At 66.6% G+C, this 17,077-nt stretch carries 16 protein-coding genes; 3 read left to right on the forward strand and 13 right to left on the reverse strand.

From position 1 onward, the window contains the following. The first annotated feature begins 276 nt into the window (after window positions 1-276). On the forward strand, window positions 277-723 hold the full coding sequence (locus tag B0B01_RS03950; protein ID WP_076647706.1) for a DMT family transporter: 447 nt from the start codon (window positions 277-279) through the stop codon (window positions 721-723). Here the strand turns inward: B0B01_RS03950 and B0B01_RS03955 are convergent. From B0B01_RS03955 to B0B01_RS03995, 9 genes are all read right to left on the reverse strand, one after another. Then, window positions 717-1,370 (reverse strand): (d)CMP kinase, encoded by a 654-nt coding sequence (locus B0B01_RS03955; RefSeq protein WP_076647709.1) that lies wholly within the window; start codon window positions 1,368-1,370, stop codon window positions 717-719. The genes B0B01_RS03950 and B0B01_RS03955 overlap by 7 nt on opposite strands. A 25-nt stretch (window positions 1,371-1,395) precedes the next feature. After that, a complete protein-coding gene (gene aroA / locus B0B01_RS03960; protein WP_076647712.1) occupies window positions 1,396-2,751 on the reverse strand; it encodes a 3-phosphoshikimate 1-carboxyvinyltransferase in 1,356 nt (451 codons plus the stop codon). 113 nt (window positions 2,752-2,864) lie between these two features. Continuing rightward, complete coding sequence (gene trmB, locus B0B01_RS03965; protein WP_083946028.1) at window positions 2,865-3,572, reverse strand: tRNA (guanine(46)-N(7))-methyltransferase TrmB; 708 nt, start codon at window positions 3,570-3,572, stop codon at window positions 2,865-2,867. 161 nt (window positions 3,573-3,733) lie between these two features. Beyond that, window positions 3,734-4,177, reverse strand: coding sequence for a F0F1 ATP synthase subunit epsilon (locus tag B0B01_RS03970; protein WP_076647718.1), 444 nt, complete (start codon window positions 4,175-4,177; stop codon window positions 3,734-3,736). Between the two features lie 10 nt (window positions 4,178-4,187). Further along, window positions 4,188-5,612, reverse strand: a complete 1,425-nt coding sequence (gene atpD / locus B0B01_RS03975; RefSeq protein WP_076647721.1) for a F0F1 ATP synthase subunit beta — start codon at window positions 5,610-5,612, stop codon at window positions 4,188-4,190. Between the two features lie 20 nt (window positions 5,613-5,632). Further along, window positions 5,633-6,514: a F0F1 ATP synthase subunit gamma gene (locus B0B01_RS03980; protein ID WP_076647723.1), complete on the reverse strand. Its 882-nt coding sequence runs from the start codon at window positions 6,512-6,514 to the stop codon at window positions 5,633-5,635. Between the two features lie 14 nt (window positions 6,515-6,528). Next, complete coding sequence (gene atpA / locus B0B01_RS03985; RefSeq protein ID WP_076647726.1) at window positions 6,529-8,067, reverse strand: F0F1 ATP synthase subunit alpha; 1,539 nt, start codon at window positions 8,065-8,067, stop codon at window positions 6,529-6,531. Next, window positions 8,068-8,628 carry a F0F1 ATP synthase subunit delta gene (locus B0B01_RS03990; RefSeq protein WP_076647729.1) on the reverse strand — a complete coding sequence of 187 codons (561 nt, stop codon included), beginning with the start codon at window positions 8,626-8,628 and terminating at the stop codon, window positions 8,068-8,070. A gap of 194 nt (window positions 8,629-8,822) precedes the next feature. Beyond that, window positions 8,823-9,557, reverse strand: a complete 735-nt coding sequence (locus tag B0B01_RS03995; protein ID WP_076647732.1) for a class I SAM-dependent methyltransferase — start codon at window positions 9,555-9,557, stop codon at window positions 8,823-8,825. A gap of 65 nt (window positions 9,558-9,622) precedes the next feature. On the opposite strand from B0B01_RS03995, the gene gloB reads away from it, so the two are divergent. Further along, window positions 9,623-10,393, forward strand: a complete 771-nt coding sequence (gloB, locus tag B0B01_RS04000; protein ID WP_076647735.1) for a hydroxyacylglutathione hydrolase — start codon at window positions 9,623-9,625, stop codon at window positions 10,391-10,393. 224 nt (window positions 10,394-10,617) lie between these two features. Beyond that, window positions 10,618-12,942 carry an ATP-dependent Clp protease ATP-binding subunit ClpA gene (gene clpA / locus B0B01_RS04005; protein ID WP_076647738.1) on the forward strand — a complete coding sequence of 775 codons (2,325 nt, stop codon included), beginning with the start codon at window positions 10,618-10,620 and terminating at the stop codon, window positions 12,940-12,942. A gap of 121 nt (window positions 12,943-13,063) precedes the next feature. Here the strand turns inward: clpA and B0B01_RS04010 are convergent, their stop codons facing one another. From B0B01_RS04010 to B0B01_RS04025, 4 genes are all read right to left on the reverse strand, one after another. Then, window positions 13,064-14,353: a peptidoglycan -binding protein gene (locus B0B01_RS04010; protein ID WP_076647741.1), complete on the reverse strand. Its 1,290-nt coding sequence runs from the start codon at window positions 14,351-14,353 to the stop codon at window positions 13,064-13,066. A gap of 3 nt (window positions 14,354-14,356) precedes the next feature. Then, complete coding sequence (locus B0B01_RS04015) at window positions 14,357-15,532, reverse strand: biopolymer transporter ExbB (protein ID WP_076647743.1); 1,176 nt, start codon at window positions 15,530-15,532, stop codon at window positions 14,357-14,359. 67 nt (window positions 15,533-15,599) lie between these two features. After that, complete coding sequence (locus B0B01_RS04020; RefSeq protein WP_076647746.1) at window positions 15,600-16,142, reverse strand: gamma-glutamylcyclotransferase; 543 nt, start codon at window positions 16,140-16,142, stop codon at window positions 15,600-15,602. Between the two features lie 193 nt (window positions 16,143-16,335). Next, window positions 16,336-16,989, reverse strand: coding sequence for a peroxiredoxin (locus B0B01_RS04025; protein WP_076650041.1), 654 nt, complete (start codon window positions 16,987-16,989; stop codon window positions 16,336-16,338). Between the last annotated feature and the right edge of the window lie 88 nt (window positions 16,990-17,077).

Raw genomic sequence — 17,077 nt, forward strand, 5'->3', positions numbered from 1 at the left:
ATTCTTCACTTGCATTTTCCGGCCACGCGGTTGTCTCCGCCGGTCTTTCAGGATGCTGTCATGATGGGCGCAAAACAAAGAGGGCCGGATGTTCCGACCCTGCCCGACCTCTGCCCCGCGGTGTTGCCCACCTGTTTGACGCGCTGCATATAACGCGTTCACGTGTTCGGCACAAGTCCCCGTTGCGCCGCAGCCCTTGCCACAGCCCTTGCCGCAGCCCTTGCCACGGGCCCGCGGTCGTGGGACCACACCGGACGACCCTGAAGGAGCACGGACATGCAGACAACCCCGGCCCTCGCGCTCGGCGTCGTGCTGATCGGCGGCATGATGATCGCATTCCAGGCGCCGATCAACGCAATGCTGGGGCGCGGTCTCGGCAGCGCGCTCGGCGCGGCGGCGGTTTCGTTCCTGGTCGGGACCGTGGCGCTGGTCGCGCTGGTCCTGCTGCGCGGCGAAGGGGGCGCGTTCCTGCGGATCGACGACATCCGGCCCTGGCTGCTGATCGGCGGCGCGCTCGGGGCGTTCTATGTCTGGGCCGCGCTCTGGGCCGTGCCGGTGCTTGGCGCGCTCACCACCATGTCGGCGGTCATCTTCGGGCAGTTGCTCGCGGCGCTCGTGATCGACCATTTCGGCCTGCTCGGCCTGCCGGTGCGCGAAATCGGCCTGACGCGGATCGCGGCGGCGGCGCTGGTGGCGGCTGGACTCGTGCTGTCGCGTTACTGATTGCCGTCCTGCTGGCCCGAGGGCAGCGGATAGCCGCGTGCGCGCATGCGCTGCTCAACCGCTTCGGTCGCGGCGGCGACGGCCTCGGCAATGCTCATCGCGGAGGTGTCGATCATCACCGCATCCGGGGCCGGCCGCAGCGGTGCCTCGGCGCGCGACATGTCGCGCTCGTCCCGGGCGTGGATTTCGGCGAGCACCGCATCAAGCGTCGCGCCCTGCCCGCGCTCCAGAAGCTCGGCGTGACGGCGCTCCGCGCGCACTTCGGGGCTTGCGGTGATGAACAGCTTGGCCTCGGCCTCGGGGCAGATCACCGTGCCGATGTCACGTCCGTCAACCACCGCCCCGCCCGACCGAAGCGCGAAGGCGCGCTGGAAATCGACCAGCGCGGCACGGACATCTGCGATCACCGCGACCTTGCTCGCCGCATCGGCCACCGCCTGCCCGCGCAGCGCCCCGGCGTCGAGATCGGCCGCCACCAGCGCCCGCGCGGCGGCGATCGGGTCGGTCCCGTCCAGCGTGCGCGCCCCGACCGCCCGATACAGCAGCCCCGTATCGAGATGGGCAAACCCGAAATGGTCGGCCACGGCCCGGCTGATCGTTCCCTTGCCGGCAGCCGCCGGCCCGTCGATTGCGATGGTAAATGCCATTCTGCCTCCCCGCCCTGCTCCGCTCCTATTGTACATCCTCGCGCCGCATGTTCGCGCCGAGCCCCGTCATCAGCGCCTCGAACTGCGGGAACGAGGTGGCGATGGGGCTGCCGTCATCGACGCGGACCGGCTCCTGCGCCGCAAGCCCGAGCACCAGGAACGACATGGCGATACGGTGGTCGAGATGGCTTTTGCAAAGCCCGCCGCCACGAACGCCACCCGGCCCGCGACCCTCGACCGCGAACCAGTCGGCCCCTTCCTCGACCATCACGCCGCAATCGCGCAGCCCCGTCGCCATGGCGTCGATCCGGTCGCATTCCTTGACGCGGAGCTCGGCCACGCCACGCATCATGGTGCGCCCGCGTGCATTGGCCGCAACCACCGAAAGGACGGGATATTCGTCGATCATGCTCGCCGCGCGCGCCGGGGGCACCTCGATCCCGGTCATGTCGGGCGAATAGCGCGCGCGCAGATCCGCGACCGGCTCCCCCCCCTCTTCGCGCATGTTCTCATAGGTCAGTTCCGCGCCCATCTCGCGCAGCGTCTCGTAAAGCCCGGCGCGGGTCGGGTTGAGCCCGATGCCCGGCACAAGGATATCCGACCCCGGCACGATCAGCGCGGCGCAGACCGGAAAGGCGGCGCTTGACGGGTCGCGCGGAACGGTGATCGCCTGCGGGCGCAGTTCGGGGCGCCCCTTGAGGGTGAGGATGCGACCGCCTCCCGTTTCCTCGATGGTCAGGTCGGCGCCGAAAGCCTCGAGCATCCGCTCGGTGTGATCGCGCGTCGCCACCGGCTCGACCACCACGGTTTCACCGGGCGCGTTCAACCCCGCGAGAAGCACCGCCGACTTGACCTGCGCCGACGGCATGGGCAGTTCATAGCGCACCGGCAGCGGATCGCGTGCCCCGATCAGCGTCATGGGAAGCCGCCCGCCGCTGCGCCCGACCGCCTGACAGCCGAACAGCGCCAGCGGGTCGGTGATGCGGCCCATGGGGCGCGAATTCAGGCTCGCATCGCCGGTAAAGGTCGCGGTGATGGGCGTGGTCGCCATGGCCCCCATGATGAGCCGCACCCCGGTGCCCGAATTGCCGCAGTCGATCACCCGGTCCGGTTCGGCAAAACCGCCGGTGCCGACGCCGTGGACCGTCCATTCGCCGCCGCCGAGGTGGTTCACCTCGGCCCCGAAGGCGCGCATGGCGCGGGCGGTGTCGATCACGTCCTCGCCCTCCAGCAGCCCGCTGATGCGCGTCTCGCCGACCGTGAGTGCCCCGAGAATGAGCGCCCGGTGCGAGATCGACTTGTCGCCCGGAATCCCGGCAGTGCCGGACAGCGGCGCCCCGGCCTCAGAGCGCATCGGGATCACGGCGGGCTGTGTCGGCATGGGTTTTCCTTTCTCGCAAGCCCTCCTGCGCTTAGCCAATTGCCGCCCGCCGGTCCAGTCGCAAAACTGTGCGAAAGCCGGCGCACCGGCGGGGCATCGACCCGTCCGCCCCGTCACTCAAGGCGGCGGAAGGTCAGGTAGTGAGGAACGCGACCTTCGCGCAGCGCTTTCTGCTCGTAACGTGTGGACAGCCAGTCGTCCCAGGGCTCGCGCCAGTCACGAGGGCGCTCGGCCAGCCACTCGAACCCGGCGGTCGGCACCTGTTCAAGCGTCTGGCGCACATAGTCGGGAATATCGGTCGCGACCCGAAGCACCGCCCCCGGCGCCATGGCGCGCGCAAGCGGGCCAAGATGTTCCGGCGTGACAAAGCGGCGGCGGTGGTGGCGCCGTTTGGGCCAGGGGTCCGGGTAAAGCAGGAACGCACGCGCAATCGACGCCTCGGGCAGCACATCCATGAGGTCGCGCGCGTCGCCCGGATGCACGGCAAGATTCGTGACCCCGGCGCGCTGGATCTTGCCCAAAAGCGCCGCGACACCGTTGATATAGGGCTCGGCGCCGATGATGCCGACATCGGGATTGCGCGCGGCCTGGTGCACCAGATGTTCGCCGCTGCCGAATCCGATCTCGAGCCAGACCGGCCGCCCCGCGAACAGCGCCCCGAGATCGAGCGGGCGGCGCTGCGGGTTTTCCTCCCAGCCGACCGCGCCGGGCGAGAGGCCCGCAAGTTCGTGATCCAGCCGCGTCTTCTGCGCCGGGCGAAGCTGCTTGCCCTTGAAGCGGCCATAGAAATTGCGATGGGGGCGGTCGCGCGTTTCGCTCATCGGTGGTGTCGCCTGTCGCTCTGGAATGGTCCCGCGCGGCGGGTCATGGCCGGCACGGCCTGCCCGGGTTCCGGGCCATGGCGGCGATGGAGCGTGCCGCCGGAACGCTGCGCGCCGGCCGCCCCGCTGAGGGGCGCCCGGCGCGCATGATCATCCCGCGATCAGCCCGGCAGGGGCGTGTTCGACGACAGGCGGATATGATCGCCGACCGCGACCATGTCGGCCAGCACCTTGACCGCGCTGTCGATCACGTCGGGTTCATCGGCCGCGTTCTCGCGCGCCGTCTCGACCGCGGCCTGCGCCTCGGCGATCATCTCGTCGAGGTGCTCGCGGGTCATCTCGTCAACCGGGATTGCCCGCTCGGCCAGAACAGTGACGCCACTGGCATTGATCTCGGCAAAGCCGCCGCTCACCACATATTCGGTGGTGCTGCCGGCCCATTCGGCCCGGAGCACGCCGGGGCGCAGGATGGTAAGGGTGGGCGCGTGGCCCGCCATTACCGTCATGTCGCCCTCGGCCCCCGGAACCTGCACCGAAACGGCCTCGTCGCTCGAGGCGAGCCGCCGCTCGGGGCTGACCAGGTCGAATTGCATCGCATCTGCCATCGGATTCTCCTCAGGCGGCGTCCGCCGCCATGCGCTCGGCCTTGGCCTTCACGTCCTCGATGCCGCCGACCATGTAGAACGCCCCTTCGGGCAGGTGGTCGTATTCGCCGGCCGCCACCGCCTTGAAGCTGGCGATGGTTTCCTCGAGCGGCACCTGAACGCCGTCAGAACCGGTGAACACCTTGGCCACGTCGAAAGGCTGGCTGAGGAAGCGCTGGATCTTGCGGGCCCGCGCCACGGTCAGCTTGTCCTCCTCCGAAAGCTCGTCCATGCCGAGAATGGCGATGATGTCCTGCAGCGACTTGTAGCGCTGGAGGATCTCCTGCACCTGGGTGGCGACGCGGTAATGCTCTTCGCCGACGATCGCCGGGTCGAGCAGGCGCGAGGTCGAACCGAGCGGGTCCACCGCCGGGTAGATGCCGAGTTCGGAAATCGCGCGGTCAAGCACCGTGGTCGCATCAAGGTGGGCAAAGGACGTGGCCGGCGCCGGGTCGGTCAGGTCGTCCGCAGGCACATAGATCGCCTGCACCGAGGTGATCGAGCCCGAGCGGGTCGAGGTGATGCGCTCCTGCAGCGCGCCCATGTCGGTCGCGAGCGTCGGCTGATAGCCCACCGCCGAGGGGATGCGCCCGAGCAGCGCCGAAACCTCGGAACCGGCCTGGGTGAAGCGGAAGATGTTGTCCACGAAGAACAGCACATCGGTGCCCGACTGGTCGCGGAACTGCTCGGCCAGGGTAAGGCCGGTCAGCGCCACGCGCGCCCGCGCCCCCGGCGGTTCGTTCATCTGGCCATAGACCAGCGCCACCTGCGATTCCGACAGGTTGTCGGGGTTGATCACGCCGGATTCGATCATCTCGTGGTAAAGGTCGTTGCCCTCGCGGGTCCGTTCGCCCACGCCGGCAAAGACGGAATAGCCCGAGTGCACCTTGGCGATGTTGTTGATCAGCTCCATGATCAGAACCGTCTTGCCGACGCCCGCACCGCCAAAGAGGCCGATCTTGCCGCCCTTGGAATAGGGAGCCAGCAGGTCGATCACCTTGATGCCGGTGACGAGAACCTCGCTTTCGGTGGACTGTTCGGCGAATTCGGGAGCCTCGCCGTGGATCGGACGGGTCTCGGACGCGTCCACAGCGCCCTTTTCGTCCACCGGCTCGCCCACCACGTTCAGGATCCGCCCGAGCGTCGCATCGCCGACCGGAACCTGGATCATGCCGCCGGTGTCGGTGACTTCCTGCCCCCGCACGAGCCCCTCGGTCGCGTCCATCGCGATGGTGCGCACGGTGTTCTCGCCAAGGTGCTGCGCGACCTCGAGCACGAGGCGCTTGCCGTTGTTGTCGGTTTCGAGCGCGTTCAGGATCGCGGGCAGGTCGCCCTCGAACTGAACGTCCACCACGGCGCCGATGACCTGCGTCACCTTGCCTTTCGCTTGTGCCATGTTTCTGTCTCCGGTTCCCTCTAGAGCGCCTCGGCGCCCGAAATGATTTCGATCAGCTCGTTGGTGATGACGGCCTGGCGCGAACGGTTGTACTGGATCGTCAGCTTGTCGATCATCTCGCCGGCGTTGCGGGTGGCGCTGTCCATGGCGGACATGCGCGCGCCCTGCTCCGAGGCGCCGTTCTCGAGCAGCGCCGCGAAAATCTGCGTCGCCACCCCGCGCGGCAGGAGATCGGCAAGGATGCGCTCCTCTCCCGGTTCGTAGTCGTAGATCGCGCCCGCATCCGCCGCGCCCTCCCCGGTTGCCTCATAGGCGGCGGGGATGATCTGCTGCGCCTGCGGCTCCTGCGTGATCACGTTCACGAAGCGCGAATAGAAGATCGTCGCCACGTCGAACTCGCCCGCGTCGAAACGGGCGATGATGTCGGCGGCGATCGCCCGGGCGTCCGCATAGGCGACGTTCTTGACCCCGCTCAGATCCACGTGGTCGATGAAATGGTCGCCATAGTCACGCCGCAGCGCGTCGCGCCCCTTCTTGCCGACGGTGATGATCTTGACGGTCTTGCCGGCGGCGAGCAGTTCCTCGGCGCGCCGGCGCGCGAGTTTGGCGATATTGGCGTTGAAGCCGCCGGCCAGCCCGCGTTCCGATGTCATCACCACCAGAAGGTGGGTCTGGTCGCTGCCGGTGCCGGTGAGCAGCCGCGGCGCCGAGGTCGAATCACCGACCGACGCCGCAAGCTGCGCCATCACCGCGTTGAACCGTTCGGCAAAGGGGCGCGAATGCTCGGCCGATTCCTGGGCGCGGCGCAGTTTCGCCGCCGCGACCATCTGCATCGCCTTGGTGATCTTGCGCGTGTTCTTTACGCTGTCGATCCGGTTCTTGAGATCCTTGAGGCTTGGCATCGGTCAAACCCCTCTCAAGCGAAATCGGTGGCGAATTCGTCGATTGCCGCCTTCAGCCTGGCTTCGGCCTCGCCGGCGATCTTGGGGTCTTCCTCGGTGATGAATTCAAGAATATCGGCTCGCTTGTTGCGCAGATGCGCCAGCAGCCCCGCCTCGAAGCGCCCCACATCGGCCACCGCCAGCGAGTCGAGATAGCCATGCGTCCCGGCATAGATGATGCAGACGATCTCGGCATTGGTGAGCGGCGAATACTGCGGCTGCTTCATCAGTTCGGTCAGACGCGCGCCGCGGTTCAGCAGGCGCTGCGTCGCGGCATCGAGGTCCGAGCCGAACTGCGCGAAGGCGGCCATCTCGCGGTATTGCGCAAGCTCGAGCTTGACCGGCCCGGCGACGGATTTCATCGCCTTGGTCTGCGCCGAGGACCCCACGCGGCTGACCGACAGCCCGGTGTTCACGGCCGGGCGGATACCCTGGTAGAACAGCTCGGTCTCGAGGAAGATCTGCCCGTCGGTGATCGAGATCACGTTGGTCGGGATATAGGCGGACACGTCGCCGGCCTGGGTCTCGATGATCGGCAGCGCGGTAAGCGAACCCGAGCCGAAGTCCTCGTTCAGCTTGGCCGAACGCTCGAGCAGGCGGGAGTGCAGGTAGAACACGTCGCCCGGATAGGCCTCGCGCCCCGGCGGACGGCGCAGCAGCAGCGACATCTGGCGATAGGCCACGGCCTGTTTCGAAAGGTCGTCATAGACCACGAGCGCATGGCGGCCGTTGTCGCGGAAATGCTCGGCCATGGCGGTCGCGGTATAGGGCGCGAGATACTGCAGCGGTGCGGGCTCGGAAGCGGTCGCGGCGACGACGATGGAATAGCCCATCGCGCCGTTTTCCTCGAGCTTCTTGACCAGCTGCGCCACGGTCGAACGTTTCTGGCCGACGGCGACATAGACGCAATAGAGCTTCTTGCTTTCGTCGTCGCCCGCGGCCTCGTTATAGGTTTTCTGGTTCAGGATCGTGTCGAGCGCGAGCGCGGTCTTGCCGGTCTGGCGGTCGCCGATGATCAACTCGCGCTGGCCGCGCCCGATCGGGATCATCGAATCGACGGCCTTCATGCCGGTGGCCATGGGTTCATGCACCGACTTGCGCGGGATGATGCCCGGCGCCTTGACGTCGGCGATGCCGCGCTCCGAGGTCTCGATCGGTCCCTTGCCGTCGATCGGATTGCCGAGCCCGTCCACCACGCGACCAAGCAGCGCATCCCCGATCGGCACGTCGACGATCGAATTGGTGCGCTTGACGATATCGCCTTCGGTGATGCCGCGGTCGGAGCCGAAGATCACGACGCCGACGTTGTCGCTTTCGAGGTTCAGCGCCATGCCGACGATACCGCCCGGGAACTCCACCATCTCCCCGGCCTGCACGTTGTCGAGCCCGTAGACGCGGGCGATCCCGTCACCGACGCTGAGGACCCGGCCGACCTCGGCCACTTCGGCCTCCTGGCCGTAGTTCTGGATCTGGTCCTTCAGGATGGCAGATATCTCTGCTGCTTGGATACCCATTTATCCGACCTCTTTCATTGCATTCTGGAGGGACGCGAGCCGCGCGCGAATCGATGTGTCGATCATCTTGCTGCCCATCTTGACGACAAGACCACCGATGAGTTCCTCGTCGGTGGTCGCATGGATGGTAACGGTCTTGCCCATGTTCCGGCTGAGCGCCGCGGCAAGCTTTTCGGTCTGTTCGGACGAAAGCGCGCGGGCGCTCGTGACCTCGGCCACGACCTCGCCGCGGTGGTCCGCCAGCAGGTCGCGCAGCGCGGCGAGCAGCGCCGGCATGGCGAAGAGGCGGCGCTTGTCCGCCATCAGCGCCAGCGTGTCGCGCAGCACCGGTGCCACCTTCATCGCCTCGGCCACGGCCCTGATGGCATCGCGCTGTTCACGCCGGGCCAGCAGCGGCGAGGCGATCAGCTTGCGCAGATCCTCGCTTTCATCGAGCGCGGCACCCAGGTCCGCGACACCCTTTTCGAGCGCGTCCAGTTCACCGGAGTCCTCTGCTATCTCGAAAACCGCAGTTGCATAGCGCGCGGCAATACTTCTTGAGATCGAAGCTGTCTCTGACACGTCCGCCCTTCCGCTCTTGGCCCGATGCGCTGCGAAACTGCAATCCCCGGGCGTATTGGACAACCCCGCAAGACGGCGGAGCATGGAAATCTGCGCCGATGTAGCAAAGGTGTTCCGATACCGCAACATACTCTGGTGCATTGGAACACCTTGGGGAACATCCCGGTTTTGGCGGCACATACCGGCATGTTCTGTCAGGCCGGGCGCGTCACGCCCTTGAGCGCTCCGACCGGCTGGCGCCGCCGCTCGGCCCGGATCCGCCCCCCCGGCGCCGGCAGGCGCTTCATCGCCTCGACCATCACGACGCCGCCGGCGAGCATCGACGGCAGGCAGCGCCCGAGCCGCTCCATCAGCCCCTGCGACCGCAACCAGAATCGCCGGCCGGTGGGCGGCAGGAACAGCGCCGAACGTGCGGTTCCAAGGGTAAACCCGTGGCGCTTCAGCAGGATCTCGAGCTGCCCGGGCGTGTAGGGCTGGCCATAGCCGAACGGCGTCGCATCGCTGCGCGACCAGAGCCCGCCGCGGCTCGGCACGATAAACACCGCCCGCCCCCCCGGGCCCAGCGCGCGCCAGCATTCGGCCAGCAGATCGGAGGGATGTTCAGACCCCTCGAGCCCGTGCAGCAGCACCAGCTTGTCGAGGCGCCCGGTCTCGATCGGCCAGCGCGTCTCTTCGGCCAGGACCGAGACATTCGGCAGCCCCGCGGGCCAGTGCATGACGCCCTGCGGCGCGGGCATGAGTGCGATCACCCGCCGCGCCTCGGACAGATAGGGCGTGAGCAGCGGCACGGCAAAACCGAATCCGGCGACGGTCTGGCCCTTGGCCTCGGGCCAGATCTCCAGCAGCCGGTCGCGAATCGAGACCTGCGCCGCCCGCCCGAGCGTGCTGCGGTAGTAGAAGCTGCGAAGATCCTGCACATCCTGATGCATTGCGCACGCCTGCCCGTTGCGCCAGTCTCGACCGGCGAAGTCTATCAGCGAAAGGACGAAACGCCATGCCCTTGCAGGTTCTGACGATTCCCTGCCTGTCCGACAACTATGCCTTTGTCGCCCATGATCCCGAAAGCGGCGAAACCGCCGTGATCGACGTGCCCGAGGCCGCGCCGATTCTCGCGGCCCTGCAGGACCGGGGCTGGCGGGCGGATCACGTGTTGCTGACCCATCACCACGCGGACCATGTGCAGGGGCTGGACGAACTGCTCGCGGCCCATCCGGCCCGTGTTGTCGGGGCGCGCGCCGATGTCCACCGCCTGCCGCCGCTCGACCTTGCGGTGTCCGAGGGCGACGAGGTAATGATCGGCGCGCAGCGGGGCACGGTGATCGCGGTGCCGGGCCATACACTCGGCCATGTCGCCTTTCATTTTCCGCAGAGCCGCGTGGCCTTTACCGGCGACAGCCTCATGGCGCTCGGCTGCGGGCGCGTCTTCGAGGGCACCATGGCGCAGATGTGGGAGAGCCTGTCCAAACTCGCCGCCCTGCCCGCGGATACGCTGATCTGTTCGGGTCATGAATACACGGCCGCCAACGGCAGGTTCGCGCTTTCGGTCGAACCGGGGAATGCGGCGCTGCAAGCCCGTGTGGGGGACATCACCCGGGCCCGCGAAGATGGCCGCCCGACCGTGCCGTCGGAGCTTGCGCTCGAACTGGCGACCAACCCGTTCCTGCGGGCCGCAGAGCCGGCGCTTGCCGGCGCGGTCGGGCTCGGCGCGGGCACGCCGGCGGCCGAGGTGTTTGCGGAGCTGCGCGGGCGCAAGGATCGCTTCTGATCCGCAGCCCCGGCGGATGCGGCACGCAGGATGCGGAACAGGGTGCGGAGCAGGATATATTGGCGATAACGGCAAATGTGACCGGTTCGGGAAAGAAAACACTTGAAGACGCGGCCCGATCAACCAAACTCTAATTCATATAAGATCAAGTTGGCCGCGGAGCTGGCCAAGAAGGGTCCATCCCTTTCCACGCCCTCCCCCAACGCAGAAGAGAGGAGCACGCCGTGCCTTCATTTTCGAGCACACTTGAACAGGCGATCCACGCCGCGCTCGCACAGGCGAACGAGCGGCGGCACGAATTCGCAACGCTGGAGCATCTGCTTCTGGCGCTGCTGGACGAGCCCGATGCAACCCGCGTGATGAAAGCCTGCAGCGTCGATCTCGGCGCGCTCCGCACCGTGCTGAGCGAGTTCGTCGAGGACGATCTCGGCAATCTCGTGACCGACATCGACGGCTCCGAAGCGGTGCCGACCGCCGCCTTCCAGCGCGTGATCCAGCGCGCCGCGATCCATGTGCAATCCTCCGGCCGCACCGAAGTGACCGGGGCCAATGTGCTGGTCGCGATCTTTGCCGAACGCGAGAGCAACGCCGCCTATTTCCTGCAGGAACAGGGCATGACCCGCTATGACGCGGTGAATTTCATCGCCCATGGCGTCGCCAAGGATCCCGCCTATGGCGAAAGCCGCACGGTGAAGGGAGCCGAGGAGATCGAGGAAGAAGAGGCCGAGGTTTCAGCCGTGAGCGACGACAAGGAAAGCGCGCTTGGCAAATACTGCGTCAACCTGAACGCCAAGTCGCGCACCGGCGACATCGACCCGCTGATCGGGCGCGAGGCCGAAGTCGAGCGCTGCATCCAGGTGCTGTGCCGGCGGCGCAAGAACAACCCGCTGCTGGTCGGGGATCCGGGCGTCGGCAAGACCGCCATCGCCGAGGGGCTGGCGCGCAAGATCATCGCCGGCGAAACCCCCGAGGTGCTGTCCAAGACCACGATCTATTCGCTCGACATGGGGGCGCTGCTGGCCGGCACCCGCTATCGCGGCGATTTCGAGGAACGGCTGAAGGCCGTCGTGACCGAGCTCGAGGCGCATCCCGACGCGGTGCTCTTCATCGACGAGATTCACACCGTGATCGGCGCCGGCGCGACCTCGGGCGGGGCGATGGATGCCTCGAACCTGCTGAAACCCGCGCTGCAGGGCGGCAAGCTGCGCTGCATGGGTTCAACCACCTACAAGGAGTTCCGACAGCATTTCGAAAAGGATCGCGCCCTGTCGCGCCGGTTCCAGAAAATCGACGTGAACGAGCCCTCGATCCCGGATTCGATCAAGATCCTGAAGGGGCTGAAACCCTATTTCGAGGATCACCACCGCGTGCGTTATACCGCCGATGCGGTGCGTTCCGCGGTCGAGCTTTCGGCGCGCTACATCAACGACCGCAAGCTGCCCGACAAGGCCATCGACGTGATCGACGAGGCCGGCGCGGCACAGCATCTGGTGGCCGAATCCAAGCGCCGCAAGACCATCGGCACCCGCGAGATCGAGGCCGTCGTGGCCAAGATCGCCCGCATCCCGCCGAAGAACGTCAACAAGGACGATGCCGCGGTGCTGAAGGATCTGGAAGGGTCGCTGAAGCGCGTGGTGTTTGGCCAGGACAAGGCGATCGAGGCGCTTGCGAGCGCGATCAAGCTGTCGCGCGCGGGTCTGCGCGAGCCGGAAAAGCCGATCGGCAACTACCTGTTCGCCGGCCCGACCGGCGTCGGCAAGACCGAGGTCGCACGCCAGCTTGCGGATACGCTCGGGGTGGAGCTTCTGCGGTTCGACATGTCGGAATACATGGAGAAACACGCGGTTTCGCGCCTGATCGGCGCGCCTCCGGGTTATGTCGGCTTCGATCAGGGCGGCATGCTGACGGATGGTGTCGATCAGCATCCACACTGCGTGCTGCTGCTGGACGAGATCGAAAAGGCGCACCCCGATGTCTACAACATCCTGCTGCAGGTGATGGACCACGGCCGCCTGACCGATCACAACGGGCGCACGGTCGATTTCCGCAATGTGGTGCTCATCATGACCTCGAACGCCGGCGCGGCAGAACTGGCCAAGGCGGCGATCGGTTTTGGCCGCAACCAGCGCGAGGGCGAGGACATGGCAGCGATCGAGCGCACCTTCACGCCCGAGTTCCGCAACCGTCTGGATGCGATCATCTCTTTCGCGCCGCTGCCGCGCGAGGTGATCCTGCAGGTGGTCGAGAAATTCGTGCTCCAGCTCGAGGCGCAGCTCATGGATCGCGGCGTCAGTATCGAACTGAGCGACGAGGCTGCGGAATGGCTGGCCGACAAGGGCTATGACGACCGGATGGGCGCGCGCCCGCTGGGCCGCGTGATCCAGGAATACATCAAGAAGCCGCTTGCCGAAGAACTCCTGTTCGGCAAGCTCGCCAAGGGCGGTGTGGTCAAGGTGGCGGTCGAGAACGGCGAACTCGTTCTGCAGATCGACGGCAAGGACCAGCCGCGGCTCGCCGGGCACAAGCCCCCGCTCCTGACCGCGGAGTGATCCGGGCCTTTTGAACCGAACCCCGCCGTGAACATCACGGCGGGGTTTTTCATGTCATGTTTTGCGTGTCATGTTCGGTCGTGCCGCTTCCGGTGTTCCCCCGCTGCCCGGGGGGGGCGATTCACTTCTCGGTCAGCTTGAGTTCGATCCGGCGGTTCTGTGCCCGGGCCTCCGCCGTGTTCGACGAATCAACCGGCTGGAATTCCCCGAACCCGTTGGCCGACAGCCGGCCGGGCGGCAGGCCCAGCGGGCCGCTCAGATAGCGCACGACCGAAAGCGCCCGCGCCTGGCTCAGTTCCCAGTTGTCGGAATAGCGCCCGCTGCCGCTCAGCGGCGTGGTGTCGGTATGGCCATCGACGCGGATCACCCAGTTCAGGTCGGAGGGGATGTCGTCGATGATGCCGCGCAGGATGCCGGCCACCCGCGCCACCTGCTCGCGCCCTTTTTCCGACAGGTCCGCGCTCCCCGAGGGGAACAGGACTTCGGACGAGAACACGAAACGGTCGCCCTCGATGCGCACGCCTTCCTGACCGCTCAGCAGTTCGCGCAACTGGCCGAAGAACTCCGATCGGTAGCGCTCCAGATCCTCGGCCTGGCGGCGCAGTTCCTCGGCCTCCTTCGCCAGCCGTTCGCGCTCGGATTCCTCGAGCATGCGGCGCCGGCGTTCTTCCGATGCCGCGCGGGCCAGCGCCGCGTTCAGATCCTGCCCGAGGTTTTCGATCTGCGCCTGCGCCTCCTGGTCGCGCTCTTTCGAATCGTCGAGCAGCGCCTGCAACTGGCCAAGCTGGCGGCGCAGCGCCGCGACCTGCTGGCCAAGCTGCAGCCGGCGCGCCTCGGCCCTGGTGGCGATCCCTTGCTGTTCGGCCAGCCGGGCCTGCGCCTCGACCTCGCTTTCGCGCTGCGCCTCGTCCGCCGCCTGCAGGGCCTGTTCCTGCCTTGCGCTCAACTCCTCGGCGAGGGCAAGCCGGTCGAGGGCCCGCGCCAGATCGGTCTCGAGCTCTTCCTGCGTGGCCTCGGCGAGCGCCACCTGCCCGGCGAGTTCGTCCTCCAGCGCCTGCGCGCGGTCCTCGGCTGCCGTGCGCAGCGCCTGCAGGCTGACAAGTTGGCTGTCCTGCTGTTCAAGCTTCCCCTCCGCCAGCGCCAGCGAATCAGCCAGCGTGCCGAGCCGCGCCTCGAGATCGCTTGCCCGCCTGCGTTCGAGCCCGAGCGCCTCGGACAGCGTGCCAAGCTCGCCGCTCAGGGCATCCAGTTCGCTTTCCTGCCCGCTCACCGTTTCACGCAGGACGAAATGCGCCACCATGAAGATCGTCAGTAGAAAGATCAGCACCAGGAGAAGCCCGGTCATGGCATCCACGAAACCCGGCCAGATCGACGTCTGGAAACGCTGGCCGCTGCGCCGCTGGAGCGCCATGGTCTAGCGCACCTCTTCCCGCCCCGGGATGACGGGGCGGGATTGCGCGACCACGCGCAGCATGTGTTCGATATCCTTGCGCATCTCGGCCAGGCTTTCCTGCCGCCCGACGGCGATTTCCTCGAGGATGCGCAGCATCTGCACGTCGATCGAACGCAAACGCATCCGGCTTTCGGCATCGAGCCCCTCACCGGTGGAGCGTTCCTGCAGCAGGTCGAGCAACTGTTCCTGCGACAGCGCAATCCGCATGAGCGCATCCGCCGTCCCCCGGGCGGCCGTATCGTCGTGACGGGGCGACATGGCGGCCAGCGATTCGCTGATCGCGCCCAGCCGGTTCACGAGTTCGGCCCGGTCGGCCGTGGCCTGCGCCGCCATGGAGTCGATCCGGCCGGCGATCTGGTCGAGCAGGAAAACCATCACCTCGCCGCTGCCGGTCCCTTCCTCGCCGGCGGCGATCCCGACACGGGTGAAAGACGACAGCCATTCCTCGAGTTCGCGATAGAACCGGTTCTGCCCGTGCCCCGCGAACAGTTCGAGCAGCCCGACGATCAGCGAACCGGCAAGCCCCATCAGCGACGAGGCAAAGGCGATGCCCATGCCGCCAAGCTGGGATTCGAGCCCGCCCATCAAACGGTTGAACACCGCGAGCGCCTCTTCCCCCTCCTGCGGAGAAAGGTTGCGTATGGTATCGACCACGGCGGGCACGGTGGTCGCGAGCCCGTAAAACGTGCCGAGCAGCCCGAGAAAGATCAGGACATTGACGATATAGCGGGTGATCTCGCGTTCCTCGTCGATCCGCGTGGCGACGGAATCGAGAATCGAGCGGGCCGAGGCGGCACCAAGCTGCGTCGCCTCCGAGCGCTGCCCCAGCAGGGCCGCAAGCGGCGCCAGAAGCTGCGGAACCGCGCGCTGTTCGTCGCGATAGCCCTCCACGAACCTTTCGATCCAGGACACCGAGCGCGCAAGCTGGCTCACCTGCCAGAAACAGGCAAAGACCCCGATGACAAAGACGAAAAAGATGAATCCGTTGAGATAGGGGTTGGCCTCGAACACCGGCAGGATACGCGGCAGCACGAGGGTGATCGCACCGCCGGCAAGAAGGAGGACGAGGATCATCGACAGGATCTGCCGGACCGGCTGAGTGAAATGTGCCCCGTTCCTGTGGTGTGTTTGCGCCATGTGGCTTTTCCCGACAGGTTTCTGCTCGCGCGCAGCCTATCGGAAACGGGACGTTGCGGCCATGGGTTTATCCGGGCTGCGCGGGTATGAGCAGGCGCACGCGCTCGCTCAGCCAGTCGAGGTCGGGATCGCTGAGCCCCGCCTCGGCCAGATGGGACGCGGTATTGAACAGGTATTCGGTGTTCGGGCCGCTCTTGCCGACGGCACGGGCGATGATATGCGCCTGCTCTTCGAGCGTCAGATCCCGGCAGTATTGCTGGTGATCGGGGTCGATCACATAGGTGACGGCCCGCACCTCGCGCCCGTCGGCAAGCGTCACGTCGAGATCGCGCTCGAGATACGCCGAGGAGATCAGTTCGCGCTCGCGCAGCATGTCGAGCGTCGCCGCCTCATGGCCCTGCGCGACCGCGAGCGCCATGCCCCTGCATTCCGCCCCCGCCGCCGCTTCAAGCGCGAGCACGAGCCCCGGATCATCCGTGGTGCCGCGGTAGTGGATCGAGCGCATGCAGAAGGAACGGCGGTACCCCGCAAGCCGCGCGACCTCGCGCGCCGCAACCGGGAACCCCGGCCGCCACAGCAGCGAACCATACCCGAAAACCCACATGGTCATCTCATCCGCCCTCGTCCTGCCCTCTGTCCGGTCCGGCGGCCTTTTGCCGGGACACGCTCCTGTAAAACGCAAGCTCCGCCGGAAGAAAAGAGGTTGGCGGGAAAACCGCAGGCCACCGCGCCGTTGCGGGCGGAAACCGGCGCCGGTATTCCCGCGCCGGCCGTCATGCGGTCAACAAGCCCGAGCTGCCCGTTCAGCCAGGGAGCTTCACCTTGCGCAGATAGGGCAGGACGGTTTCGACCTCACCGTATTTCCGCTTTGCGTCCTCGTCGCTCAGGGTGCCGGGAATCACCACGGAGTCGCCCGGGTTCCAGTTCACCGGAATCGACACGCCTTCGCCGGTCGCGGTCTGCAGCGCGATCAGCGCACGCAGAACCTCGTTGAAGTTGCGCCCGACATTCATCGGATAGACCATGATCAGCTTGAGCTTCTTGTCCGGCCCGATGATGAAGACGTTGCGCACGGTCGCGCTGTCGGCGGGGGTGCGCCCGTCGGGCAGATAAGCGTCGGCGGGCAGCATGTCGAACGCCTTGGCGATCTTCAGATCCTCGTCGGCGATGATCGGGAAATCGGCCTTGCAGCCCGCGACCTTCTCGATATCGGTCTTCCAGCCCTTGTGTTCCTCGACACCATCCACGCTGATGCCGATCACCTTGGTGTTGTATTTCGCCCAGTCACCGGCCATCTGCGCCGTGGCGCCGAATTCGGTGGTGCAGATCGGCGTGAAATCCTTGGGATGGGAAAACAGGATTGCCCAGTTGTCCCCGATCCAGTCGTGAAAGCGGATCTCGCCCTGATCCGTCTGGGCGGTGAAATCGGGCACCACATCGTTGATGCGCAGGCTCATGGCACATTCCTTCCATTCTTGATTGTTCGACTCGATATCTGCGGCCAATCTAAACCTTTGACGAAAGCCTTTCATCCCCTCCGCTTGT

The organism is Pontibaca methylaminivorans (genome assembly GCF_900156525.1).
Lineage (GTDB): Bacteria > Pseudomonadota > Alphaproteobacteria > Rhodobacterales > Rhodobacteraceae > Pontibaca > Pontibaca methylaminivorans.

Coding starts and splice junctions, on each gene's coding strand:
- B0B01_RS03950 (WP_076647706.1), top strand. CDS start 277: ATGCAGACAACCCCGGCCCTCGCGCTCGGCGTCGTGCTGATCGGCGGC.
- B0B01_RS03955 (WP_076647709.1), bottom strand. CDS start 1,370: ATGGCATTTACCATCGCAATCGACGGGCCGGCGGCTGCCGGCAAGGGA.
- aroA (WP_076647712.1), bottom strand. CDS start 2,751: ATGCCGACACAGCCCGCCGTGATCCCGATGCGCTCTGAGGCCGGGGCG.
- trmB (WP_083946028.1), bottom strand. CDS start 3,572: ATGAGCGAAACGCGCGACCGCCCCCATCGCAATTTCTATGGCCGCTTC.
- B0B01_RS03970 (WP_076647718.1), bottom strand. CDS start 4,177: ATGGCAGATGCGATGCAATTCGACCTGGTCAGCCCCGAGCGGCGGCTC.
- atpD (WP_076647721.1), bottom strand. CDS start 5,612: ATGGCACAAGCGAAAGGCAAGGTGACGCAGGTCATCGGCGCCGTGGTG.
- B0B01_RS03980 (WP_076647723.1), bottom strand. CDS start 6,514: ATGCCAAGCCTCAAGGATCTCAAGAACCGGATCGACAGCGTAAAGAAC.
- atpA (WP_076647726.1), bottom strand. CDS start 8,067: ATGGGTATCCAAGCAGCAGAGATATCTGCCATCCTGAAGGACCAGATC.
- B0B01_RS03995 (WP_076647732.1), bottom strand. CDS start 9,557: ATGCATCAGGATGTGCAGGATCTTCGCAGCTTCTACTACCGCAGCACG.
- gloB (WP_076647735.1), top strand. CDS start 9,623: ATGCCCTTGCAGGTTCTGACGATTCCCTGCCTGTCCGACAACTATGCC.
- B0B01_RS04010 (WP_076647741.1), bottom strand. CDS start 14,353: ATGGCGCTCCAGCGGCGCAGCGGCCAGCGTTTCCAGACGTCGATCTGG.
- B0B01_RS04015 (WP_076647743.1), bottom strand. CDS start 15,532: ATGGCGCAAACACACCACAGGAACGGGGCACATTTCACTCAGCCGGTC.
- B0B01_RS04020 (WP_076647746.1), bottom strand. CDS start 16,142: ATGACCATGTGGGTTTTCGGGTATGGTTCGCTGCTGTGGCGGCCGGGG.
- B0B01_RS04025 (WP_076650041.1), bottom strand. CDS start 16,989: ATGAGCCTGCGCATCAACGATGTGGTGCCCGATTTCACCGCCCAGACG.